The sequence below is a fragment of the Ruegeria sp. YTSC230 genome (genome assembly GCF_059609665.1).
This window is the reverse complement of sequence record NZ_JBXWMC010000014.1, coordinates 14379-37962: the sequence shown is the minus strand read 5'-3', so window position 1 is coordinate 37962 and position 23584 is coordinate 14379. Positions and strand designations below refer to the sequence as shown.

At 54.0% G+C, this 23584-nt stretch carries 17 protein-coding genes and 1 pseudogene; 8 read left to right on the top strand and 10 right to left on the bottom strand.

Features of this window, described 5'->3' with window-relative positions; genetic code table 11:
* Positions 1–365 precede the first annotated feature (365 nt).
* From AC2FD9_RS21605 to AC2FD9_RS21585, 5 genes are all read left to right on the top strand, one after another.
* A complete protein-coding gene (locus AC2FD9_RS21605; protein ID WP_282121154.1) occupies positions 366–1715 on the top strand; it encodes a metal-dependent hydrolase family protein in 1350 nt (449 codons plus the stop codon).
* 86 nt (positions 1716–1801) lie between these two features.
* The gene (locus AC2FD9_RS21600; protein WP_299642398.1) at positions 1802–3007 is read left to right on the top strand and encodes a carbohydrate porin; all 1206 of its coding nucleotides are present in this window, start codon (positions 1802–1804) and stop codon (positions 3005–3007) included.
* A gap of 44 nt (positions 3008–3051) precedes the next feature.
* On the top strand, positions 3052–3918 hold the full coding sequence (locus tag AC2FD9_RS21595) for a hypothetical protein (protein WP_282121152.1): 867 nt from the start codon (positions 3052–3054) through the stop codon (positions 3916–3918).
* A gap of 67 nt (positions 3919–3985) precedes the next feature.
* Positions 3986–4351, top strand: a complete 366-nt coding sequence (locus tag AC2FD9_RS21590; RefSeq protein ID WP_282121151.1) for a hypothetical protein — start codon at positions 3986–3988, stop codon at positions 4349–4351.
* Between the two features lie 32 nt (positions 4352–4383).
* Positions 4384–6075, top strand: a complete 1692-nt coding sequence (locus AC2FD9_RS21585) for an amidohydrolase family protein (RefSeq protein ID WP_282121150.1) — start codon at positions 4384–4386, stop codon at positions 6073–6075.
* A gap of 211 nt (positions 6076–6286) precedes the next feature.
* Here the strand turns inward: AC2FD9_RS21585 and AC2FD9_RS21580 are convergent, their stop codons facing one another.
* From AC2FD9_RS21580 to AC2FD9_RS21560, 5 genes and pseudogenes are all read right to left on the bottom strand, one after another.
* On the bottom strand, positions 6287–7048 hold the full coding sequence (locus AC2FD9_RS21580) for a DUF3299 domain-containing protein (protein ID WP_282121149.1): 762 nt from the start codon (positions 7046–7048) through the stop codon (positions 6287–6289).
* 1 nt (position 7049) lies between these two features.
* On the bottom strand, positions 7050–8675 hold the full coding sequence (locus AC2FD9_RS21575; RefSeq protein ID WP_282121148.1) for an amidohydrolase family protein: 1626 nt from the start codon (positions 8673–8675) through the stop codon (positions 7050–7052).
* Positions 8676–8719: 44 nt separating this feature from the next.
* Positions 8720–10264, bottom strand: a complete 1545-nt coding sequence (locus AC2FD9_RS21570; RefSeq protein ID WP_282121147.1) for an amidohydrolase family protein — start codon at positions 10262–10264, stop codon at positions 8720–8722.
* A 283-nt stretch (positions 10265–10547) separates the two neighbouring features.
* Positions 10548–10879 (bottom strand): annotated as a pseudogene (locus AC2FD9_RS21565) (hypothetical protein); the annotation flags it as partial.
* 66 nt (positions 10880–10945) lie between these two features.
* Positions 10946–11506 (bottom strand): recombinase family protein, encoded by a 561-nt coding sequence (locus AC2FD9_RS21560; protein ID WP_282121146.1) that lies wholly within the window; start codon positions 11504–11506, stop codon positions 10946–10948.
* A 134-nt stretch (positions 11507–11640) separates the two neighbouring features.
* Here AC2FD9_RS21560 and AC2FD9_RS21555 point away from each other — a divergent pair, with 134 nt between their 5' ends.
* Positions 11641–14616 (top strand): Tn3 family transposase, encoded by a 2976-nt coding sequence (locus tag AC2FD9_RS21555; protein ID WP_282121145.1) that lies wholly within the window; start codon positions 11641–11643, stop codon positions 14614–14616.
* Positions 14617–15083: 467 nt separating this feature from the next.
* On the opposite strand, the gene AC2FD9_RS21550 is transcribed toward AC2FD9_RS21555, so the two are convergent.
* From AC2FD9_RS21550 to gntH (AC2FD9_RS21540), 3 genes are all read right to left on the bottom strand, one after another.
* On the bottom strand, positions 15084–16367 hold the full coding sequence (locus tag AC2FD9_RS21550) for a HupE/UreJ family protein (protein ID WP_496838813.1): 1284 nt from the start codon (positions 16365–16367) through the stop codon (positions 15084–15086).
* Positions 16360–18135 carry a hypothetical protein gene (locus AC2FD9_RS21545; RefSeq protein ID WP_496838812.1) on the bottom strand — a complete coding sequence of 592 codons (1776 nt, stop codon included), beginning with the start codon at positions 18133–18135 and terminating at the stop codon, positions 16360–16362. Before AC2FD9_RS21545 ends, AC2FD9_RS21550 begins: the two co-directional genes overlap by 8 nt.
* Before the next feature lie 103 nt (positions 18136–18238).
* On the bottom strand, positions 18239–19435 hold the full coding sequence (gntH, locus tag AC2FD9_RS21540; protein ID WP_282170937.1) for a guanitoxin biosynthesis MBL fold metallo-hydrolase GntH: 1197 nt from the start codon (positions 19433–19435) through the stop codon (positions 18239–18241).
* A 114-nt stretch (positions 19436–19549) separates the two neighbouring features.
* Between gntH (AC2FD9_RS21540) and AC2FD9_RS21535 the strand changes: the two genes are divergently transcribed.
* Entirely contained in the window at positions 19550–20119 is a 570-nt protein-coding gene (locus tag AC2FD9_RS21535) for a TetR/AcrR family transcriptional regulator (protein ID WP_481669049.1), read from the top strand.
* A 132-nt stretch (positions 20120–20251) separates the two neighbouring features.
* Positions 20252–21454, top strand: a complete 1203-nt coding sequence (gene gntH / locus AC2FD9_RS21530; RefSeq protein ID WP_282121143.1) for a guanitoxin biosynthesis MBL fold metallo-hydrolase GntH — start codon at positions 20252–20254, stop codon at positions 21452–21454.
* A gap of 409 nt (positions 21455–21863) precedes the next feature.
* Here gntH (AC2FD9_RS21530) and AC2FD9_RS21525 read toward each other — a convergent pair whose 3' ends face one another.
* Positions 21864–22079, bottom strand: coding sequence for an amidohydrolase family protein (locus AC2FD9_RS21525; protein ID WP_282121142.1), 216 nt, complete (start codon positions 22077–22079; stop codon positions 21864–21866).
* Positions 22080–22209: 130 nt separating this feature from the next.
* Positions 22210–23561 (bottom strand): IS3 family transposase gene (locus AC2FD9_RS21520; RefSeq protein ID WP_496838811.1). Its coding sequence is split into 2 segments (ribosomal slippage): positions 22210–23225 and positions 23225–23561, totalling 1353 coding nucleotides; the frame shifts between segments, so codons are not numbered across the junction.
* Between the last annotated feature and the right edge of the window lie 23 nt (positions 23562–23584).

Sequence of the window (23584 nt, the reverse complement as noted above, 5' to 3'; positions counted from 1 at the left end):
GATGATTATTCTGTGCGGTTGGTCGTTTCAGCAGCTGGTGCTCAAAATTCGGCTTAGTGACAAGACGTCATGTTGTTGCTGGATTGACATCAAAACGAGTTTCACCTGAGTTCCAGCTCCGCGTTCAATATTGGTTGCATTGCCGAAGTCCGCACTGCAACGCCTTGTCGGTGCACCTACTTGGCACAATGGGCCTTTCAGTCCCTCGGACACTGCGAATTGCACTCGCGTAACTTAGACGTGCGACACATGAAGTTTTCATATCGGATGGCGAGGTGAAAGATTTGGACCTCGAAATATGGCCCCAAATGCGTGGTTGCCGGTTATCGTTTTTAATTGATGCAAATTTTTTCAGGAGATGGTTGATGTTGAAACTCAATCGCAGAGCCTTCGTTGCCGGGGGTGCCGCAGCATCTGTGTTTCCAAATGCCGGACGCGCGCAGGTCCCTTCAACCAAAGCCACGCTTATCCGCGGTGCAAAAATCTTTGACGGAACATCAGAAGAGTTGATGACCGGGCTCGACGTTTTGGTGCGCGATGGGATGATCGCTGAGGTGGGCGAGGCATTGTCGGACGCTGATGCCACCGTGGTCGATGCCGACGGGCGAACACTAACGCCCGGAATGAGCGACGCACATGTCCACATCATGTGGAACGATACCATTGAAAATCTGATTTACGCGTCCCCGCAAGAATACACGGGGGCCATGGCCGCTCAAAGCGCAGAGCGCATGTTGATGCGCGGTTTCACAACCGTGCGCGACATGGGCGGTCCGTCCTTCGGGCTCAAACAGGCAATTGACAGTGGCGTTGTACCGGGTCCCCGAATACTTCCGTCAGGGTTCTTCATTTCTCAGACATCTGGCCATGGTGACTTCGATCCAAGGATGAATTATCTGTCGCCGCATTTCACCAACCAGATAGACCCCGCATATTTGCGGGGTTGGACGATTGTTGCCGACGGTGTGCCCGAGGTGCAGAAAGCAGCCCGGGAAATACTTAGATATGGCGCGACCCAGATAAAGATCATGGGCTCTGGCTCAATTACTGGTGCACACGACCCTCTAGACGTCACAGAATACACTCAGGAAGAGCTCTCTGCGATCGTTCAGGCTGCCAAAAATTGGGGCACCTATGCAACGATCCACGCCTATACCGATATGGCGATACAAAACGCTATCAAAGCAGGTGTACGATCAATCGAACATGGCCTCTTTGCGTCCGAAGAAACGATGCAAATGATGAAAGACGCCGACATCTTTTTTTCGACCCAGTTTTTGTCTTTCAGCGTGGGGCCTGAACAGGCGGGAATGACTGGGAGTTCCGTTCCAAAATACCTTGAGGCACAGGCAGGAGCGACCAACGGATACGAACGCTCTAAGGCGCTTGGTCTTAAAATGGCCTTTGGGACCGATATTTTGGGAACGATCGACCTTGGTCCGTTCCAGAGTCAGGAGTTTGTGGCGCGTACTGCCTATTACGAGCCAGTCGATATTCTCCGTCAGGCAACCTCTTTGAATGCGGAGCTTTTTGAACGGTCTGGGCGACGCCACCCCTACTTGGACGGACCGCTTGGGGTCATCAAGGAAGGTGCTTACGGCGACCTCCTTTTGGTCAACGGAAATCCGCTCGAAGACATTTCACTTCTGGCTGAACCAGAGAGTGGGCTGGGCTTCATCATGAAGGGCGGCAAAATTTTTAAGGATACTTTATGAATAGCCTCTGCATACAGAAATCCGCGCCGGCTTACTATGCGGTTTCATATACGAACCGCGCAAAGATTGGGCTATTTGCCTCGGTCTTGTTTTGCGGCCTGCCGGTTTCGCTCCATGCTCAGTCGGCCGGCGATGTCCTTGCTGGGCCGGACTCGACGCCATCTTTGCTTGCCTCCGACGATCAGGAAAAGGACGATGTACTGGATGTCGACCTTCAGAAAACCTGGTCGGACAGAAAAGCGACGATTAAAGAGAAGACCGGTCTAGATTTCGGCTTCGACTACAACGCCCTGGGATATACCGCTTCTGCCAGCCTTGGCGAAGACTCGGCTGGCGGTGGCGCATTCCGGCTTTTCGGTTCTTGGGAGCTGGCGGGCCGTGGTTCAGCGAACAGCGGTAGTCTCGTGTTCAAATTCGAGAACCGGCACAAGTTCGGGGATGTTCCCGTGACCGGCTTCGGTGCGGAGCTGGGCTATGCGGGACTGGTGAGTTCGGTCTTCAGTGACCAGGGATGGCGCACAACCCACCTTTACTGGGAGCAGAATTTCGCCCAGGGCCGCGGTGTTGCTTATGTCGGCTGGCTGGACGTGACGGACTACGTGGATGTTTATGCCCTTGCGAGCCCATGGAGCGGGTTCTCCAATCTCGCATTTCAGACCGGATCTGGCACTATTGGCGGGTTGCCGGACGGTTCCCTTGGTGTGGCGGCCGGCTATTTTCTGAACGAAAATGTATATGTGTCGGCGGGCATCGCGGATGCCAATGCGGATGCTTCGGATCCGCTTGCTGGATGGGACACGCTTTTCGGTGAGGGTGAGACCTTTAAGTCAGTCGAGATCGGCTGGACTACGGGCCAAAAAGCGCGCTTCGTCAACAACGCGCACCTGACGTTCTGGCAGATTGATGAACGCAAAAAGGCCGGAACGCCAAAGGGCCATGGTGTGGCGTTCAGTGTCAGCCAGATCGTGGGCGATCATTGGTTCCCATTTCTGCGCGGCGGCTGGTCCGAAGGGGGCGGTAGCCTCTATGAGGCCGCATTGAGTGCTGGATTTGGCTACACGCAGGATCCAAGCCGCAATATTCTTGGTGTTGGTGTTAACTGGAGCCGCCCTAACGAAGACACATTTGGGTCGGGGCTGGACGACCAAATCACGGTTGAGGTCTTTCAGAAGTGGCAGCTGACCGAGGGCATCGAGCTTACGCCGAGCTTCCAGATTATCCATAATCCGGCGTTCAATCCAACCGAAGACACGATCGCGCTGTTGGGTCTGCGTGCGCGCATCGCTTTTTGAAGCGGTGCAGAGTCCGGAAGTTGATTAGTTTTGGGAGCAAGAGAATGACCGGAAAAGCGAGGCAACTGACCGGTTTCTTAGCATTCCCCAAAAAGGTTACATTCGTCGCAGCAACAGTATTTTCGGGCGCCCTGTTGTTTTCGGTTCCCACGTCGGCTCAGGAAGGTGCAAATCTTGATGATATTCAACGACAACTTAGCGACTCGACAGATGCCGAGAATGGGACCAACCCCACCAAGTTGACCACACAGATGGGTCTGCAATATTCGTATAACAAAATAAATCCGAACTTGAACAACGGACTGCTGGAGTTTTTCTACCAACACCCGATCGGGGATGGCTCCAAGGCGTTGAAGTTAACTATTCCTTTTGCGGAAAACCCGAATCTGCGGCAAAACTCCAACCTGTTTGAAGATAATGCTGTCGGGGACGTCAGCCTGACGTTTCTCAATGTCTTTCATCTGACCCCAAAGGCAGGTACCGCCTACTCTGCTGAGCTGTTTTTCGACACGGCAAGCAAAGGTGCCGGTTATGGTCAAATGGTGCTCGAGACTTCACTATTTTATGCGATGTTCCTCGATAACGGCGCAATTTTTGCTCCGGCCTGGGTGCAGACCTTCGGTCTGGAGGGCGGCAATAGTGCTGGACAAAAACTCAACATAACTACGCTGGATTTCTACTACGTGCCCAAGCTGCCCAATCGGAAACTGTTCATGACCTTTGACCCCGCCATTGTCCATAACTGGGAAAGCAACGACACGTTTGGCAGCCTGCAGGTCACCTATGGAATGTTGACGGGTCAGCTTTTTGGCGGGGACAGCCAAGTTTTTATCAAGCCCGGCATAGGAATTGGCAAGGACGCTCCGTTCGACTGGTCGTTTGAAGTCGGCTTCAAAGTTTTGAACTTTTGAGGTGTGCCGCAGTTGGCGCGACACGGAACCCGTCAAGATTTTGACTAGAACAAGTACTGGAAACACTATGCTACGGCACATACTGACTGCGACGATATATTCCGCGTTTGCAACGCTATCCAGCGCACAGACCATTGATGCAATCGATCTGAATGGTCTGATTTCTGACGCTTCCCCAGAAACGGAGGCCGAGAACATCAACGCAGGGGCCGGCACCACTGCTTTTGATGATCTTGTGCGCTCGGCTGCGCTGGACCTTAGCACGATTGGCGCGACGCTGGGAAAAGGCGGTGCTCCCATTCGCAATGGTGTCAGCATCGCTCAAGTGTTCTGTGGCACGCATCAGCGCTTTGAAAGCCGCTTCAATGCTCCAAGCTTTGCAAGTTCGAACACGCCGAAACGCGGATCCTTTGACCCGCTTGCACTGGAATAACCATGAAGTTAGGCAAAAAGGAGAGTTTTTGGATGTCACTTCCCATCAAGAAAATAAGAGGCAAATTTACGGCGTGTTCCGCGTTGGCCCTATCGGCTGGATTGGTTTTCGGCCAACCGGTTTTTGCGCAGGATTATGACTTAGTAATTCTCAATGGCCGCGTGATGGACCCTGAGACGATGCTGGACGCCGTCCTTAACGTTGGTATCACGGATGGTATCATCCAGACGATCACGGCGGACGAGATCACCGGTAGCGAGACGATCTTTGCGCAAGGGCATGTCGTGTCGCCAGGATTCATCGATTTCCACTTTCACGCACTTGACGGTCTTTCGTTGAAGTTGGCTGCGCTGGACGGCGTTACGACGGGTATGGACCTTGAGATCGGTGCAATCAACGTCGCCGAATGGTACAGCGCCAAGGAAGGCGCGTGGCCATTAAACTACGGCACTGGTGTTAGCCAAGAGGGTGCCCGATTGCGGGTGCACGACCCAGAGGTCGAGATCGATGGCTGGTATGATGCGCCGCTTATACTGGGTGGGCTTCGGGCTGAGGCTTGCTCAGACGGGTTCTGCGGTTGGCAGGACGGGCGCAGCGATCTGGATCAGTTGAATCAGGTTTTGTCTCTTATCGATGAAGAGCTTCGTCAAGGCGCACTCAATATTTCTTCCACTGTGGGCTATATGGCCAATGGCCTTACAACCTACGAGATGTTCAAGACGCAAGAGATTGGTGGACACTACGGCCGTTACCTTGGGGCGCATGTTCGTTTCCACGGTAGTCCTGTGACACCTGAAGCGCCTCTGGGCTTTGATGAAATTCTGGCCAACGCCATGGCGCTTGATGCACCGGTTAGCCTGTTGCACAACAATGACTACGGGTGGTGGGAGAACGAGGAAAAGCTGCAAGCCGCGAGAGCCCAAGGGTACAATGTGTGGTCCGAGTATTATCCATACACTGCGGCTTCGACGTCAATTTCCTCTGACTTCTTCAAGCCCGAAGTCTACGCCACATTCGGCGTTCCGTACGAAGACTCGATGTATGATCCCATCGCCGACAAGTTCCTTACGCAGGCGGAATATGAGTCAACGCGAGATTCTGACCCCAGCCGCCTCGTGGTGGTCTTCAGCCCCTCTCGCGAAATATGGCTGCCCTATTGGCTGCGGATGCCGCACATGATTGTCGCCTCTGACTCGATCTACTCTGGCAAAGGTCTCGACAGTTGGGATCTTGATCCGTCTGAGTATCAGGGGCACCCAAGAACGGCTGGCACCCGCGGAACGGTGTTTCGGCTTGGGCGCGAACAGGGTGTTCCACTCATGTTTACTATTGCGCAAATGTCGTATTGGCCGGCGAAACATCTAGGCGATACAGGTCTCCAAGACATGAAGGTGCGTGGTCGAATGCAGGAAGGGATGGTGGCCGATATCACCATATTCGATCCAGAGCGCGTTCGTGACAATGCTACTTACAAAGCTGGTGAACAGGGTAATCCGACAACAGGTATTCCCTACGTCATCGTCAACGGTCAACTGGTGGTCAAGGATGGAGCATTCCGAAAAGTATGGGCCGGCCAACCCATCCGTTTTCCGGTAGAAGATCGCGGCCGATTTGAGCCTATTGTTGTTAAGGAGTGGTTGGAGAATTTCGCGATCAAACCCTTCACCGTCGACCAATCCGGCGCGGACAGCCCGGGAGTGGCTGACTCTAGCGCGTCAGAATGACGTTTAACGTCAGTTATCTTGTCTCTGTTCACGCCGTGGTAAGGAACCTACCACGGCGTGAACAGATCGCTTCTGGTAAAAAGGACCCCTACTGAAAGCCACACGCAAGTACGCTCCTCGGATTAATGTCGGGGAGCTAGTTTATGCGCACCGCTGTTTCACGCTGCCGTCTGACACCTCGCCCATATTAAAACGGCTGCTTCTCCTGATTTCAGTCTGCGCCTGGTGGAGTCCGTGCGAGTGTTTTCGACTGCAAAAGTTCCTGCCATCCATTAAGAGTAACGCTGTTGGCAGATCCAGTGGCCGCAACAACATCCTTTGCATTGAGTTGCCACATACTGTGCATTCGGGTTTCTCCATCTGAGATAAAGATGGTCTCATCGCTGGGTTGCACCCGAAGAGTCCCGGAAACCTGTACCATAACGTAGGGTGTGTTGACTGGAGACAGTTCTTTAAGCTGGACACGGACAAGTTGGTTCGGAGGAGGCGCGGGTTTATGGCTGCACATGCCAATTTCTGGAACGAGATATGCAATCGGGAACCCTGCGTCATTTGATCCCGCCGGAATAAGAAAGCCATTCATTCTGACGTACGAATTCTCAAGCTCGGGGTTCGTCGCGGTGGTGGCACGCTTACGGTTTTCTGCAACTGTCCAACGCTGCGTCAAAAGAGCATCGATATCATGTCCATTGTCCTGAAGCCGTTTTCGGGCATCTTCAAGGCTGGTCATTAGGCGTTCTTGCGCGTCTTCCGGAATGTCGCCTTGCTCAAACCTGGCCTCAAGCCTGACGACGGTCCGAAGCTCCTCAAGCATTTGGAGGCCCATGTCCTGGAACGGGTCTTCGTATATCAGAGCTGCAGGATCCCGCAGCTCTGAAAAAGTGATGGCCTGCGATTCGGCCATGGCCTGTGAACTCATGATCACAACCGCAAAGGCAGCAACGGGATTGTGCATCCAGTTTTTTCCAAACATTTCAGTTCCCACCCTTAGGCGGAATGCCGGGCGCAACATCTGGCATGCCGGTGGAAAACTTGAGATTCCAGGCTTCCTCTGAAACCAGCTCAAACCGTGGTTTGGATTCTGGCTCGAAGCGAATAGGCTGTCCCGCAAATACTTCCAGTAAGTCATCGTCCTGCACTGTGACAGTTCCATTCACGATCACCGCTTTAAAGCCAGTCGACGGGATCGTACCCTGCTCATACGTGGCATTATCGGTCACTGTTGCGGGATCAAAGACCACAATGTCGGCGATCATACCTTCTTGAACGCGTCCGCGTTCCTGCATGGCTTTGAGCCCGGTATCTCCAAGATGCTTTGCAGCATTGTAACTCAGGATGGATAGCAGTTGCATAAGCGGGATGTCATTCTCACGACCCAGACGCAGAGAGATGCTCCGAGCTCCGGCGACACGCGGATGCGTATTGCTGAGTTCGTCGAACGGGGTGTTCCACGGTCCAAAGAGGGGTTCTGCAAACATGGCATCGCTTGCCATGGTTGCACCTTTTAGCGTCAGCCATTTTATCGTGTCTTCTGCGGGCATTTTCCAAAGGAGAATTTCCTTTGTTGGCTCACTCTTAACGCCTTCTTCGTAGGTCGCTTCGGTGTAGAAATTACCAGTGATTGGATCCTGCAAAGTATCTTCGAACTTGTGACCAAGACGCTCGACCCAGTTTTCCGGTTGAATGAATACCGCGTTCAATGCCGTAGAGCCAGCGGCGTAAGGATAGATCTCGCCCCAGATGTTGTGACCCTGTTCCTGAAGTCGTTGGATAATCTCATGGGCCAAACGCCAACCGGGATTGTTGTAGTGGTTAATTGTGGCCGGTGCACCCAGAGCGAGCGCATTGGCGATGATCTCCTGCGCTCCCAGGTTCTCGTGGACTGAATCGTCTGGCGTGAAACGGGTATGAACGGCCGTGTGTCGACCGTATCGCGCGCCAACCTTTTGCACTTCAAACATTTCGCGGGTGGTGACCCCATCCCGCATATACCCAACCGTGCTGCCGATGCCGAGAGCACCATCCTGCAGCCCCTTGTCGATGATCCGCAAAATCTCGTTTCCGCTGTCGAAATCCGCCTTCCCAAGGCTCCAGCCCGAGTCTTTTCGCGTCTCTAAGGCGGCCGCTGGCCCCATCACCAAGACGTCCTCATTGTCGAACCCGTCAATGGCCATGGCACGCGCCTGTTCGTGGCTTGAAGCACAGCCATAGTTGGCTTGGGTGACATCCTTGCGCATCTCGTACCACTTGGCGATGACAGTGCCGGCACAGCCTTCCTCAATGTCCATGCTGCTGGTCAGCCCATCGCGCAAGCCAAGCGCATAGCCGAGCGGCGCCTGCCAATGGAAATGCGTATCGATGAAGCCAGGCGCCACGACATGACCAGTCGCGTCGATCTCGGATGTGCCGGAAAGCGGCTGCTTGGAGATCTTTGCAATCCGACCCTCCTTGATGCCGACATTCGCAACGCCGTCATAGAGGGTTTCGGGGTCCATCACCCGACCGTTGCTGATGACAATGTCAAACTCCTGCGACTGGGCAGAAAATGCACTCAGTGCCAGAACTGACAATGCAAGGGCGAAAGCAGGGCTTTGCTTCATAATCTTCTCCATAAAACCAATTTCTTGGATGCTTCTGGTGATGCCTAGTCCGCGAGAGGACGGCGGATCGGGCGGCCATGAGGGGCATCGAGAACCAATTCTCCGTCGCGTACGACAACGCCGCCGTTCACTATAACAGTCTGCACGCCCGTTGCCGGTTGGTTGGCATTCTCAAACGTCGCGTTGTCAGTAATGGTTGCTGGATCAAAGACAACGATATCGGCATCCATCCCGATCTGGATGCGCCCCTTGTTGCGCATTTGCGGGACGAAATCCTCCAGCGTCTGCGCGGGCATTAGGGACATCTTGCGAATTGCTTCTTCCAGCGACATCAACCCGCGTTCGCGCACGTATTCACGCAAGATCTTTGCAAAGGTGCCCGACGATCTGGGGTGGCTGAACACGTTATCAGGCAAGGGCCATGCATCCCCTTCGTAATTGGATATCCCACCGTTTTCGTCAAAGTAGGACCAGAAAACTGAATCGGATTCGATCAGTATTTCGGGATGCGTGATGGACGCGTCGAGCAGAGCGAGATCCGTCGGGTTTTCCTCATCAAGGAAATGCCATGTGATGAAGGTGCCGGGCTTGTTGGCTTGATAATCTGCCAATTCTTCCTCGGTCATGCGGTCAGCACCCAGTTGAAAATTCTCTGCCGTGGACGACATTCTTTCGCGCCAGTTTTCGCCACTGAACATAGCCGCGCCCACAACTGTGTTTGCAGCTCCATAAGGGTAGGCACCCACAGAAATATTGATACCTTTCGCCTTGGCATCGTCCACCAGTTCGAGAGTTGCGTGAATGTCGGACAGAGACGTGCTGTTGATGTGACAGATGTGCATGTGGGTGCCGGTGAGCGCTGCGTTTGCTATGAGCTCCTTCACTGCCTCAAATGAGCTCTGCGGCTCAAGATTGCTGGCATAGCGCACATGGGTGAAGGTCGCCGCACCGTATTCGCCCGCCAGTTTTGCGAGCGCGTAATACTCCTTCTGGCCATATCCTGGGGCGTATCCGGCATTGATCCCGATCCCCAAGGCGCCCTCGCGCAACCCTTCTTCGACGAGCGCAAGAATGCGGTCGGTTTGCTCAGCGCTTGCTATGTCGAGTTTCCAGTCATCTCGCCCCTGCGCGTCCTGAAAATAGCCCGGCGTGGCCAGCGGATCGGTGTTGGTAAACGTCGCAATGCGCCCAAAGGTCCAGGCTGCCGAAGCGCCAAAGTTGATCGGCAACCCCTTTTCCTCTTGAGTGGCATACCAGTCCTTGATCGGCAGCACCCCGGACTCCAATTCGAGCGCGGTAGTCACGCCCTGCATCGCTTGCATCCTATAGTCGCCAATGTTTTGACCATGAGCGTGCAGATCGATGAAGCCCGCAGAGACGACATGGCCCGAAGCGTCTATCACGGTTTCACCTGTCAACGCGAACTCGCTAATTGCTGTGATTTTGCCATTTTCGATTGCGACATTGCGGACAGCATCTAGGCCGGTTTCAGGATCTATCACCCTGCCATTCAGAATAACGACATCATTTGCAAATGAGGGACTTGCAAGTGCGATAGAGAGCCCCAGTATTCCACAACTTCTTAACATAACCAAAAATCCTAATCTCCGTTTTTTGCACATTAAGGCAAGGGAACTTCGAATTCAAAAATAGTTAGGCCCAAATCTTTCGTTGGCTTTGTCAGGTTGGTGGTGGAGGGTTGGTGATAATCTTCCATCTGATGGAACCTGTTCCCCGAGACTCCCTCATTCATAACGGGAGGTTGCGGGTTTTTCATATTCTTCGTCGTCAGTTTGGCAGCGATCCTCTTCATTTCCTTGCGGATGTCAGGGGCGCCATTGTCGCTCGATCCAATAGCGCGACAATAGCTGGCTCCGGTGGACGATCGCGCCGAACAGATCTTCGGATCGACACCAACGAGCCTGCACGCTCGACGTTGTGAGATATCATGATCCCGCACCGCCCAAAGCACCGCATTCCGTCGGTCTGTTGGTGTCGTCAGCTCTTTACCAGAAAATCCTTTAGAACGACGTTGTCCAGCATCTGATCCGCCAGTTGGCGTTTGAGCTTCGCGTTCTCATCCTCCAGCGCCTTCAGCTTGGTTGCATCCGACACTTCCACTCTCGGGACATCGCTTCGCGATACCCTGCCATGCAGTGCATGCCGCCGTATTTGGATTTGAACATATAGAGTGTGCCCTGACTGGGGTCACTGCATAAAAGTGACATTATTGTCCGGCTCGCGCGAACTTTACGGGAACATCCGCGTTTTCAGTCGGATTTCTGACCTTTGAGAGCATTGTAGAGGCTGGTTTTGCTGATTTTGAGGCGGGCAGCTGCCTCTCGGACGGTCAATCCATCACCGATATGGGCCCTGGCCTGCTCCAGCTTTTTGGGCGTGACGACAGGTTTTCGGCCTCCCTTTCTGCCGCGCGTTGCGGCGGCTTTTAGACCGGCCTGAGTGCGCTCGATGATGAGGTCACGCTCAAACTGGGCAAGTGCGCCGAATAGATGGAACACCAATGTACCGCCGGTGGTAGTTGTGTCCACGCCTTCGGTCAGGGATCTGAAGCCAACACCGCGGTCTCCGAGTTCTGTCACGGTTTCCACAAGGTGCTTCATGGACCGGCCCAGGCGGTCAAGTTTCCAGACCATGAGCGTGTCGCCTTTTCGCAGGAAGGTCAATGCTTCCTGCAGGCCCGGGCGGTCTGCTTTGGCACCGGAGATAACATCTTCAAATACGGTTTCGCAACCCGCAGCTTTGAGCGCATCGACCTGCGGTTCCAGTTTTTGGTCTGTTGACGAAACCCGCACATATCCTATCCGTGCCATGATGACAGCCTTGTCCGTTTTCCCGTCCTTAAATCAACTTGTCCGACTTCCCGTTGTCAAGCCATATTGGCGGACGGAACCGGGAGTTCCGCCAAACGAGCGTTTCACGGACATGCATTTGAGAAGGGTATTTCATGGCACGGCGACAAATATTGACGGCAAGTTTTTGGTCTCGATTGATGGCGCCGCCCTCGGAGGATCGGGAAGTTGCGATGCATTGTACGCTCATCCCGGATGAGATCGAGGCTGTTGCCAGAAAACGAACCGCTGCGGCACGTTTGGGCTATGCCGTGTCATTGGCTTATTTGCGCCATCCCGGGCGGGTTCGTGAGGTTGGAGAACAGCCCAACGACATTATGCTGGCCTTCCTTGCAGATCAGGTTGATGCCAGCGCCTCCGATCTCGCGGTCTATGATCGACGCCCGCAGACGCGACGCGAACATATCGGTCAAATCATGGCTCGCTTCGGATATCAGGCCTTCACAAGATCCCTCGTACGGGAACTTGTTCATTGGCTGACACCATCTGCGGGAGAAGACCCGCGGGCAGAGCCTTTGGCGATCTCGTTGATTGAAGAACTGAGGCGTCGGCGTATCCTGGTCCCGGCGCGCCGTACCGTTGAACTGATTGTCAGGCACGCGATCCGGCGAGCAGAAAATGTCAGGAATTCTGCTCTGACCCAGGACTTGCATCCGGACCACCACAATGCTCTGCGCACTTTGATTGTGCCCACTGAATCGGGCGAGGTATCGACGCTGAGTTGGTTGAAGGCAGCACCCAAATCAGCCTCGGCCAAGTCCATCAAGGCTGTTCTGGATCGCCTGAAGGTGGTTCGAGCGATCGGCTTGCCCACCAGTTTGCGTCAGAACATCTCGACATCGGCGCTCGACAGTCTGGCCGGGGAAGGTTTGCGGATCACGGTGCAAAACCTGCGCCGTATGGCCGTGCCACGGTTGTGGGCAGTTTTGTCGGCCGCCTGCCTGCGGCTGGAAGAACAGCTTACCGATCTTGCGCTGGATATGTTCGACAAATTGTTGGGCCGAAGCTTTCGAAAGGCGGAACAGCAAAGTTCCGACAAGGCGTCCCAGCTCCTGATGGACATCTTCCGCCCCTTGCAGTCTCTCAACGCCTTCTGCCGTGAGGCACTGACGGCCCGCCAGCAAACCGGTGATCTCAACGGGATGCTGGACACGGCCAATTGGGATGAGATCGAGAGTGCCACATCCGCAATTGAAACTGCCCTGGGAGACGGAAAGCCCGACAAATACGCGGAGCTCATCGGAAAATATCAGACCGCACGTCAGTTTGCGCCCCTGATAATAAAGACGTTCTGCTTCAAAGGTGCGGCCAGCGCTGCCAGCCTTCTGCGGGCCGTGGATCTGTTGCGCATCATGTTTGAGGCGAACAAACGCAGCCTGCCGGACAACCCGCCAACCGGGTTCATTCGGAAGGTCTGGCGCCCATTTGTCTTCTCTGCACCAGGGGAGGTCAACCGGCGTGCATACGAGCTGTGCGTCTACTTCGAATTGCGCGATCGGCTTCGGGCAGGGGATGTCTGGGTCGAAGGAAGCCGGCAGCGCCGCAACTTCAATGATCGGCTCATTCCCAAGGCCACCTTCGAGATCTTGCGTACCGAGGGATCGTTGCCGATCGCCGCCGCGGCCGACGCGGAAACCTATCTCGCAGAGCGGCAAAAGCAGATTGAGGAGGCCATAACCATTGTCGCGGCCCGAGCCGAAGCGGAAACACTGCCGGACGTCGCCATTCGCGATGGGAACTTGAGCATTACCCCGATCAAAGACGAAACGCCTGACGCCGCCACGGCCATGAGCCGTCTGGTTTATGGGCAATTGCCACAGATCAAGATCCCCGACCTGCTGACGGAGGTGAACGCCTGGACCGGATTTGCGGAGTGCTTCACTCACTATCGCTCGGGCAGACCGGCGGAAGATCAAAAATCACTGTTCGCCGCCGTTCTGGCCGACGGAGTCAATCTGAGCGTGTCCCGCATGGCAGCTGCAACCCACAATCTGTCTGCCCGGCAAATTGCGTGGGCGCATGATTGGCATTTGCGAGAAGAGACCTATTCAGCCGCCTTGGCCCGTTTGGTCGACATGCACCGCGAACTCCCGCTGGCCAAGCTATGGGGGGACGGCGTGACGTCATCCTCAGATGGACAGTTCTTCCGGGCCGGCGGTCGCGGTGAGGCTTCGGCAGACATCAATGCAAAATATGGGCGCACCCCTGGTCTCAAGTTCTACACCCACATCTCCGATCAATTCAGCCCGTTCCATTCGACGGTTATCACCGCCACCGAAAGCGAAGCGCCCTTCGTTTTGGACGGTCTGCTCCGCCACCAATCGGGTGTCGCAATCGAAGAGCACCATGTGGACACTGGTGGTGCGACGGATCACGTCTTTGCCCTTTGTTATCTCCTAGGCTTCCGCTTTGCGCCGCGCTTGCGAAACTTCAAGGATCGCAAATTGTATCTCTTGCCCGGCATGCAGCCCCCGGCCATCATGACACCCTTCATAGGCGGCGCAATCAAGGTCGGTCACATTATCGACAACTGGCCCGAAATCCTCAGGCTGGCAACCTCCATAAAGGCTGGAACCTCCACCGCATCAGCGATCCTCAAGAGCTTGTCCGCATATCCCAGGCAAAACGGACTCGCAATTGCCTTGCGCGAACTGGGGCGATTGGAGCGAACCCTCTTTGCCCTGGAATGGATGCGTAGCCTGGAATTGCGAAAGAGAACCAGCGCGAGCCTGGCCCGAGGCGAAGCCCGAAACGCCCTCGCACGCGGGGTCTTCTTCAACCAACTCGGTGAAATGCGCGATCGTAGCTATGAGCATCAGATCCACAAAGCGTCGGGCCTCAACTTCCTGGTCGCCGCCATCATCCTGTGGAACACCAAGTATCTGGAAGCCTCAATCACTGATCTCAGGAAAAACGGCGTGGCCATCCCAAATGATATTATCAAACATATCGCGCCGCTCGGATGGGCCCACGTCGGATTGACTGGCGACTACCTATGGAACATGAACCCGCCATTCAGCCCAGATCGCCTCAGGCCACTGCGAAAAAATGATCTTCGCGAAGCCGCATGAGTTCCCCGTTAGTTCGCACGAGCCGGACTATAATGTCACTTTCATGCAGTGACCCCGTTTCCGAGATCAGCGCAACATCAATCGTTCACAAATGTTCTGAATTTTGGCCACTTTTACACGTTAGGGCCCCTTGGGCCTACCTCGGGCAGAAAGTTTTAGTTCGCTGCACTTGCATAGTCACATGCTCTGGCAGATAGAAGCAGACATTCAGAGTGCTACATGCGCTGCCACTCTTGCTGCATACTGCGCCTACGCCAGCAATGTGCAGAAAGCAAACTTTGCAAAGTCCGGCGTGCGGCCCTGACCCTTCTGCGGTTCAGCTTCTGCTTCGTCATACGAAGGTAGATACTACAGTACGTTACCTATGCGCCGTTCGCTTTCCGAAACCAACCGTGCTCGAAATCGCGGCAGCATCTGAAAAAAGACCAAACCGAACGCTGTTATTGGGTTGGAAGCAGTATTCCTTTCTAAATCGTAATCAATGATAGAAAATCTATTCCGCGTTCGAAAGTCCACCAACTTGCGATAGCTGCACATACGATTGCAATCGAAACTCTCAACGACATTTCGGGTGTCGGACCTAGTTTCGCGAAGAAGTGCAGCAATGGCCAGATCACAAGAACAATAGCGAGCTGACCAACTTCAACACCAACATTAAATGCCAGTAGGCTCTGCCAGATGTTAGGCGACGTCACCTGAAGTATTTCATGTAGAACGAAACTGAAGCCCAAGCCATGAAGAAGACCCATAAATACCGTTACGACAAAGACCTTTATATTAGAGTTCCTTTCCAACTTGTCCCGCCTAACGGCCAGAAGGGCCGCGCAGACGATGGACAAGGCAATCCCGGTTTCGACAAATGGCACAAACCAGGCTCCTGACGGCACATACCCGAAAAACCCAAGTGACAGAGTTACGCTATGGCCTACCGTAAAGCCGGTGACTCGCCACAGCAGTGCGCTTAAACCGGGGGCACCTATCACCAGGCAGACAACAAATAGCACGTGGTCGATGCCTTCCAGGATGTGTCGCAGGCCTTCCCAAACGAAAGTTACGATCCCTGAGAACCGGGACCTGGAAACCTGCACCGGTTCTTCCATCAGGCCTCGGGTTCGAAAGACTAGCGGATCGCTTGATCCATAGTCCAGAATGAGATTGGCGGTCATTTCCTGATCGGGCAGGCCTGGGTCCAAAGAACTGGAGATGGCATAGGAGATCGGCGCATTTCCCAATTCATACCAGAGCGTGACATCCACAATAACGTCACCAACATAAACTGGCGGGTCATCCTGTATGGTCGTTCCCGCTGACACAGATTGCTGGGCTTCGCTCAGCGTCGCAAAACCCGGCTCTTCACCTACTTTGTGAATGGTCACGGATTCAACGTCGCCCAGAACGCGCGTACCCGTGATTTCGATGATCGTACCGGTTTCCGCGATGCGCCCAAGGCCAAGCGGCTTTTCAGCGATTTGTGAGGAGTCGACAAAATGAACCACCTGACCAACCTCAAGCGCATTTGTCGTGAAAGGAGCCGCTTCAGGAAGGCCGTCCTCACCCTTTTTGCCGATTTTGTCCGCCACTAGATAAGGCATGGGCGTTCGCAAATAGATGCGCAGACCGTCGCTTGTGTGTTCTACGTGAAAAATACGAACATTGAGGTTCAGCAGAAAATGCGCCTGGCTGGCGACCGCAGCCAAGATCAAACTGGTCGTTATCCAAATCAACAACACCTTGTTCAGTCGGTTAAACATCCGGTGCGCGCGCCTCCATTACAGTGATACCCGTAAGCTTCCAAACGCCTCTTTCGGGACGGAACTCGACCCTTGCCCGATACTCCACCCGACGACGATGATCATGGCCCCAGTGACCTGCTCGGGCGTCTGCAATCCACTTGGCAACCCCTTCGAAAGCACCGGTTATCTTAATGTCGCCTTCCACGATTGCGACATCGGTCACTTCGGCGATCTGCGCGCGACTTCCGCCAGGCACACGAATGGCAAGGTTTGTTTCGAGCTCAGCAGCGACGTCTGTGAGGGCCGTGTTCCTGACAATTGGCTCTAGCGCTTTGCGACGTGCTTCTGGTGAGACCTCAAGCGCGGCCACATACGAGTTCGCCAAAAGTAGGGAAAAAGTTTCAGAAGCCATCTGTTCTCTGGATGGGCCCGCTATTGGATTTTGAAACGGAATTTGCATTTCGTGCCGAAAGGCAACCCCTGCAACTAAACTGCCAGCCGCCAGCAGGACGAACCCGATCCGTCGGCTTTTTTGGGGCGACAAGAGCGCGCCCACGCCTGCACCAAGCGCAACAGCGACAGCCAGTACAGTCCAAATCGGCAGAAAGAAAACTCCCGTTGCCTGTACCGGCGTAACTTCAGGGTCGACGTAGCGTTTCAAATGGTTGATCCAGCTTACCTCTGGATCTTCAGGGGTAGCCCAATCCAGGAAAGGACCGGCAACATCTGTCAACGTCACAGGCACATGCTGAATGGATTGATCGAACATATCCCATGTGACAGTCGCCTCTGCGGGCAGTGTCGAAATTGGGTAGGACAATATCAAACCTGCAAATGCCGTGTCGGTCAGAAGCGTCGCAGAGCTCTCAACGACTTGAACTCCTGTTTCGCCCAGCGTCAGAAATGCGCCCCTGACAGAGGTGGGCTGAACCGGCTCCCCCGCGATGGTGACCGGATTACGAGTTTCGAACGCTTCCAGCGCAGCGTCGAGTATTGTTTCCTGCTGAGATAGGTCCAGTTTGGAGCCCGTGCCAATATCCATGCCTATCCAGGGCGCAAGTTCCCGCAGCCGGATAAGGATCTCGTGGCGAACCTCGCGTGGCGCAACGTACAGAAAAGACGTTGTGCCGCTTTGAGCTGACCGATTGAGATTCGCGTTGGTGAACGCGGTGAGCCATGGGTCGGACCAATCAATCTCAAGTCGCGCGTCACTATCGAAGTAACTGAATTTGGTGACAGGGACGGCGCGATCAAAAACCATGAAACCGATTGATGTGGCAGGCTTATCCTCCTGGGGTGTCGGAGGGCGAAAGATCAGGGTCTCGGGGCGCGCGCCGTCAAAACCGAAGAAAGCTTCGATGTAGATAACTTTCGAATCTTCAGGAGGAGCAGGAATTATGCGCCCGGTAATGGGATCGGTTCTTCCAGCCAAGGGTGATGCGCGGTCAATTCTCTCACGGTTCTCGGCAGTCACAAATTCGAACGTCAAAGGTGGTCCTTCGGCGCGGCTTACCGAAATGCCTTCGGATTCGCTGACAAACGCAGCTTGATGTGTAGCCACTGTCGGGTGGAGATCCTGCAATACCTCGGTCGGCAAAAACAACGCAAAACCTTCAAAATCCTCGGGATAGACTTCCAGCTCAAGTCGAACGCCGTCGTTTTCCACTCGAAAGACTGCGATGTTTCTGGCGACCTCCGCCCCGCTATACGGAATGACGTCACCTATTGCAGAGCTGCCTATCACCAAAGCGGCGAACAACGTCAGAAGGCATCGGATTTGGATCAACAACTTGGCCAGCGTCCTTCGCGGCGTCAAACTAAGTACAAAAACTGTGTCATTTCCGTCTTGTGCAGCTCATTATCGAGCCGCACCAAAACGTGTCATTACGTCAGTTTTGATCCGGCATAGGCGGTGGCGTGTAACCATCCCATTTACCTGCTTGGACCTTGTCCGACGGTTCTTTTTCCTTTGAACGCTGTGCATCGATGTATTCGTCGCTTACTGCGGGCGGCAACGCATAGTCATCCACGCTCGCCTCGCGTACGACGATCTGGTCTTTGGTTACGTTGATCACCTGAAGATCACGTGCCAGCGTGAGTGGCCCATCGTAAGTCGACCGCACACCCTCCAGAATCGCCTGGTAGTTTTCTGGTGAAAGCACGGAATGATACCCCAAAGCCATACGCGGTTGGACGGCAGACATGACCTTTCCGAATGCCGCTGGCTCGGAATGGACGCGCGTGGCGACATATGTCGCTTGCGTCATGTCCCAGCCAAAATACGGTGCCAGCGCATCAGGTGGCAGGAAAGCCTCGTGGGAAGCAAGATCGGCTCCTTTGGCATATTCGACATACCACTTGTTCGGGTAGGTATCTCCGCCAAAAACGTATTTCAGCCCATTCCACTCAAGGGAATAGCTGACGGAACCGTCGAGACTATGGATCGCAGGCCAGGAACGAATGGTGACACCGTTGTCTTGATAAACGATCTCGTTTTCCTGCATGTAGTCGAACTCGGTGACTTCGAGCTTGGCGCCCTCATCCGGCAACGCGCCCGTTCGCGTAGCAAGGTCCCACGCATAGGCTTTTGACATACCCTCAACGTAGGCTTTTGTTCCAAGTTCATCTTCTGATCCCGTGGGGCCATAGATGTGAAGCGGTGTATAACGACCTGATAACCATCCACCAACGTGCAGCCCCATAAAGTCCCCAACATGATCAACATGCAGGTGGCTGAAGAAAACTTTGTCGATCTTCGAAAAATCCGGGCGCAGCGAGAACAAGTTACCCGTTGATCCGGTGCCGACGTCGAACAGAAAGACATCACCGTTGCCCAATTCCACATAAAACGAAATTGAAACGGCGGCCTTTGTCTGGTTTGGCATACCTGTCCCTAACGCGGTTATCCGCATCTCATCTTCGCCAAGTATTTCAGTATTGGGGAAATAGGATGCCGGATAAACACCATCTTCAATGGGGGCAGCCGTTCGACCCGTGGGCAACATATTCTGCGCTGTGGCGGTTCCAGCTACCGCGATCCCCATTGCAAAAACCAAAGCCGTTGCGGAATTGAGCAAGCTATTCATAGTTCCCCCTCCATTCTGAAATAGTCATTCAGCACACAAACTCGTGAGCTCCCCATTCTCCGTAGACATCTCTACGGTAGGTCCATAGACTGCTCTATGTCAATAGAGGTGCCTATGGAAGCTGAGCCAAGGATAATTGAAAAACGGGAAAAGGCGTCACGGGAAGATTGGCTGCTTGCGACACTGGACGTTCTGAGGGAGCGGGGAATCGAAGGTGTGAAAGTTGTTGCAATTGCCCGCAGGCTTGGCCTGACCAGTGGAAGTTTCTATTGGCATTTTCGGAACTTAAAGGATCTTCTCGACTCGGTTCTGCTATTTTGGGAAGACGCTCTAACTGGTCATATCATCGAAGACGCACTTCAGTTCCAGGGACCGCCGGAAGAGCGGATAAGGGTATTGATGCATCAGGTTATCCGCGAAGACGCTTCCAGGCCGGATGGAGCTATCGCGGTCTGGGCAAAATCCGATGCCGATGCCGCACAATGCTATAAGCGTGCTATTAAACGACGATTTGAATTTTCTACATGGCTGTTCCAAGAGCTCGGTTTTGCACCCCCTGATGCTGAGATTCGAGGCCGGATGATGGTCATGACCCTGATGGGTGAGACAACGAACGATCTGAAACTGCAAGAAAACTGGCCGAGTGTAATTGACCGGCACTGGCGAGTTTTGGTGGACAAATAGCTTCCCACCGATTGGGTTGAACAACGCCATTTTCGATCAATTTTGCAGCTTTTGTCTCCGAGCTGATTGAAGCGTTGATTTTGTACACATTGGTGTCACACGCTGGGCTCCTGCGGGTCCGTTCCGTGTCCAATGGCTATCGATTTCGGGCTGATGGTAATTCGTAGTATCCTTATCGAAATCAAAAATTTTGGGGGGGGACTAAGTGTGCGATTGAATCTATTATCAACTCTAGGCTTGGCATTTGCTTCGATATGCTCAACTGCGGCTTCTGACAGTGCGCTGGAGGCGCGAAAGTTCTATTATCCGAATACTGAACCACTTGGTGAAGCGGAGATGCGCGTTGTCTCGTTGGGTACTGGAACGCCCAATTTTCGACACTCCCAGGCGTCTGCATCATGGTTGGTCGAACTTGGGAACGGCGATAAATTTCTATTCGATGTCGGGACTGGTTCGTTAGCCAATTTGGCAGCCTTGGAGATTCCGTACACGTATCTCGACAAAGTGTTCATCAGTCACCTGCACGTAGATCATATCGGAGACCTGGATGCGCTTTTTGTCGGCGGATGGGTTTCCAACCGGACTGTGCCATTACAGGTCTGGGGGCCAAGTGGACTGGAACCAGAGTATGGAACCGCGGCGGCAATGGACGGGCTTCAAAAAATGCTAGCGTGGGACGTGGCTGGACGTCGCGGAAACATGCCCTCCGCGGGAGGCCATCTAAAGGTAACTGAGTTCGACTATTCGAAGACGCAGGTGGTTTATGAGAACGATGGTGTGGTCATACGCTCCTGGCCCGCGATACACGGCATTGACGGTTCCGTGTCATACAGCGTGGAATGGAACGGGCTTAAGTTCGTCTATTCGGGTGACACCAACCCAAACAAGTGGTTCGTAGAAAACGCCAAAGAGGCTGATCTCGTCATCCATGAATGTTACCTAACGGTACAACAATTTATCGATATAAAGAACTACGATCCCGAACGTGCTCGTTTGGTTGCAACGGTAGTTCACACACCACCGGATGCGTGCGGCAAGCTATTTTCGGCTATCGAGCCTCGGCACGCGATTGCCTATCATACATTTGCCGATTTCGACATCGCCCCCGATACAATTGCGGCAATTCGAATGACCTATGATGGGCCGCTTACCTTGGCTCAAGATATGCTCGTCTGGAACATTTCGGCGGAGTCAGTAACCGTTCGAGAAGTTATAGGGTCAGACAATCCGTTGCCAGTTGCCCCCCCGACACCCGCCGGGCCACCTGACCCAAGTGAACGAACAGAATTGTCAGATTGGCTCAACGCAGGCCGACTCGACCTTGGCCAGGAGTAACCTGCGAGAAGCAATTCTTGCCAAACTGGGTTTGAGAAATCGGCAAAGCCCACATACTTGTGGTGAAAACCTTTTGCCGATCATTCGGCAAGGGTCCGCGTTATCTGCTCTTGGATTGTAGGGCCAGATCGCGGCGGAAGACTGGCTTGGATTTAGCCGAAGTCCGCTGGATTAAACGACCGGCCTGGGAAAATCTGCCGCCCGCCGAATGATCGCAAGCGCAAGCGCAAAGGTTTTCTGTGTGAGAGAAAGCTGCGTGGGTAACAAACCCAAAGGAATTTGGCTCACCAGGTCAGCTTCGACAATCAGACATGGATCATGAAGGCAGACACAATTGGGTTTTCTCTGCGCACTGTCTCCATGGCGGCGTGCTTTTGTAATGTTTACCTTATTGGTCTGACTCTATTTTTCAGTTTCCCAATTCACCGTATTTCACTGCGCCATCCATGAGAGTCAGAACAACTTTCGCCTTATGGATTTTGTTAGTCTCCAATTCAAAGATATTCTGATCCAAGACGATCAAGTCAGCACGCTTCCCGACTTCGAGAGTGCCGATTTTCTCATCAAGCCCAAGGAGTTTCGCGCCGTTGATTGTGTAGGAGAGTACCGCATCTTCGACGGACAATACTTCGGCGGCATTCAGGGGTTCCGTTGACGGATCCGCGCCAATGGGGCGGCGAGTGTCCGTAATCAGGGATTTTGGGACAGATGGCAGCCTGAGCTAAGAGAGGATCTGGCGCATCTGATTGGTTTGATTATGCGGCGGATTTGCGGTGAAGCAAGCGCCGGGTTTCGATTGTCTTCTGTTTGATCCTTTCTCGTTGTTTCAGAATGGTCTGGCCGCGCCCGAAGTAGACATCGGCCGGTGTGAGGTTTTGCAGGCTCTCGTGATAGCGCCGGTGGTTGTAGTGATCGACAAAGGCATCGATCTTCTGCCTGAGATCACCGGGCAGGTAGTAGTTTTCCAGCAAGATGCGGTTCTTCAAGGTCTGATGCCAGCGCTCGATCTTTCCCTGAGTTTGCGGATGGTATGGTGCCCCTCGGACATGATCGATTTCCTGATCTTCCAGCCATTCGGCAAGTTCACCAGAGATGTAGCTGGACCCGTTGTCGCTGAGCAGCCGTGGCTTGTGGAAGACGGTCGCCTGGGCACAGCTCGAAGCCTGCAAAGCCAGGTCCAGCGTATCGGTGACATCACTGGCCTTCATCGTCGTGCAGAGCTTCCAGGCGATGATATGGCGGCTGTAATCATCGAGGATGGTCGACAGATAGAACCAGCCCCAGCCGATGACCTTCAGGTAAGTGAAGTCGGTCTGCCAGAGTTGGTTCGGCCGAGTGGTTTTATCCCGGAACTCGTCAGCCGCCGATAGAACCACATAGGCCGGGCTGGTGATCAGGTCGTAAGACTTGAGGATCCGATAGACCGAAGCCTCTGACACAAAATACTTTTCCGTGTCGGTGAATTGCACGGCCAGTTCGCGCGGGGAAAGCTCACTTTCCTTCAGGGCCAGATCCTTGATTTTCTCGCGCACTGGCGTGGGAATGCGGTTCCAGACCCGTGTTGGCTTGGGACTACGATCCTCAAGCGCTTCAGGACCACCCGACAGATACTGGTCATACCAGCGATAGAAGGTGGTCTTCGGGATGCCCAGCTTTTCCAAAGTGCGCTTGGTCGGGAGATGCGAACCTTCGACGAGGCGGATGATCTCCAGCTTTTCAGATGCAGGATACCTCATTCGTCGTCGTCCCCATCCGCGATCATGCTTTTTTTGAGCAACCGCAGTTCAAGAGCCTGTTCGGCAACCACTTCCTTCAGATCGCGCGCCTCGCGGCGCAGATCTTTGACCTCGGTCGATGTCGCGGCACGCGCGGTGTCACCGGCAAGGCGTTTCTTACCAGCTTCAAGGAACTCCTTGGACCAACTGTAGTAGAGGCTCTGGGCAATGCCTTCACGGCGGCACAACTCTGCAATGCTGTCCTCGCCCTTAAGGCCGTCCAGCACAATCCTGATCTTCTCTTCCGCGGAATACTGTTTGCGGGTCGCACGGCGAATGTCCTTTACGACTTTCTCACCGTAGCTCTGCTTGGTTCCGGGTTTCTTTCTCATCTCCACTCCTTGGCGGTTACGAT

What these genes read in the sequence shown, in the direction of transcription:
- AC2FD9_RS21575 (WP_282121148.1), bottom strand. Translation starts at nt 8,675, where the DNA reads ATGAAGCAAAGCCCTGCTTTCGCCCTTGCATTGTCAGTTCTGGCACTG.
- AC2FD9_RS21595 (WP_282121152.1), top strand. Translation starts at nt 3,052, where the DNA reads ATGACCGGAAAAGCGAGGCAACTGACCGGTTTCTTAGCATTCCCCAAA.
- AC2FD9_RS21560 (WP_282121146.1), bottom strand. Translation starts at nt 11,506, where the DNA reads ATGGCACGGATAGGATATGTGCGGGTTTCGTCAACAGACCAAAAACTG.
- AC2FD9_RS21580 (WP_282121149.1), bottom strand. Translation starts at nt 7,048, where the DNA reads ATGTTTGGAAAAAACTGGATGCACAATCCCGTTGCTGCCTTTGCGGTT.
- AC2FD9_RS21590 (WP_282121151.1), top strand. Translation starts at nt 3,986, where the DNA reads ATGCTACGGCACATACTGACTGCGACGATATATTCCGCGTTTGCAACG.
- AC2FD9_RS21605 (WP_282121154.1), top strand. Translation starts at nt 366, where the DNA reads ATGTTGAAACTCAATCGCAGAGCCTTCGTTGCCGGGGGTGCCGCAGCA.
- AC2FD9_RS21550 (WP_496838813.1), bottom strand. Translation starts at nt 16,367, where the DNA reads ATGTTTAACCGACTGAACAAGGTGTTGTTGATTTGGATAACGACCAGT.
- AC2FD9_RS21535 (WP_481669049.1), top strand. Translation starts at nt 19,550, where the DNA reads ATGGAAGCTGAGCCAAGGATAATTGAAAAACGGGAAAAGGCGTCACGG.
- gntH (WP_282121143.1), top strand. Translation starts at nt 20,252, where the DNA reads ATGGCTATCGATTTCGGGCTGATGGTAATTCGTAGTATCCTTATCGAA.
- AC2FD9_RS21585 (WP_282121150.1), top strand. Translation starts at nt 4,384, where the DNA reads ATGTCACTTCCCATCAAGAAAATAAGAGGCAAATTTACGGCGTGTTCC.
- AC2FD9_RS21570 (WP_282121147.1), bottom strand. Translation starts at nt 10,264, where the DNA reads ATGTTAAGAAGTTGTGGAATACTGGGGCTCTCTATCGCACTTGCAAGT.
- gntH (WP_282170937.1), bottom strand. Translation starts at nt 19,435, where the DNA reads ATGAATAGCTTGCTCAATTCCGCAACGGCTTTGGTTTTTGCAATGGGG.
- AC2FD9_RS21555 (WP_282121145.1), top strand. Translation starts at nt 11,641, where the DNA reads ATGGCACGGCGACAAATATTGACGGCAAGTTTTTGGTCTCGATTGATG.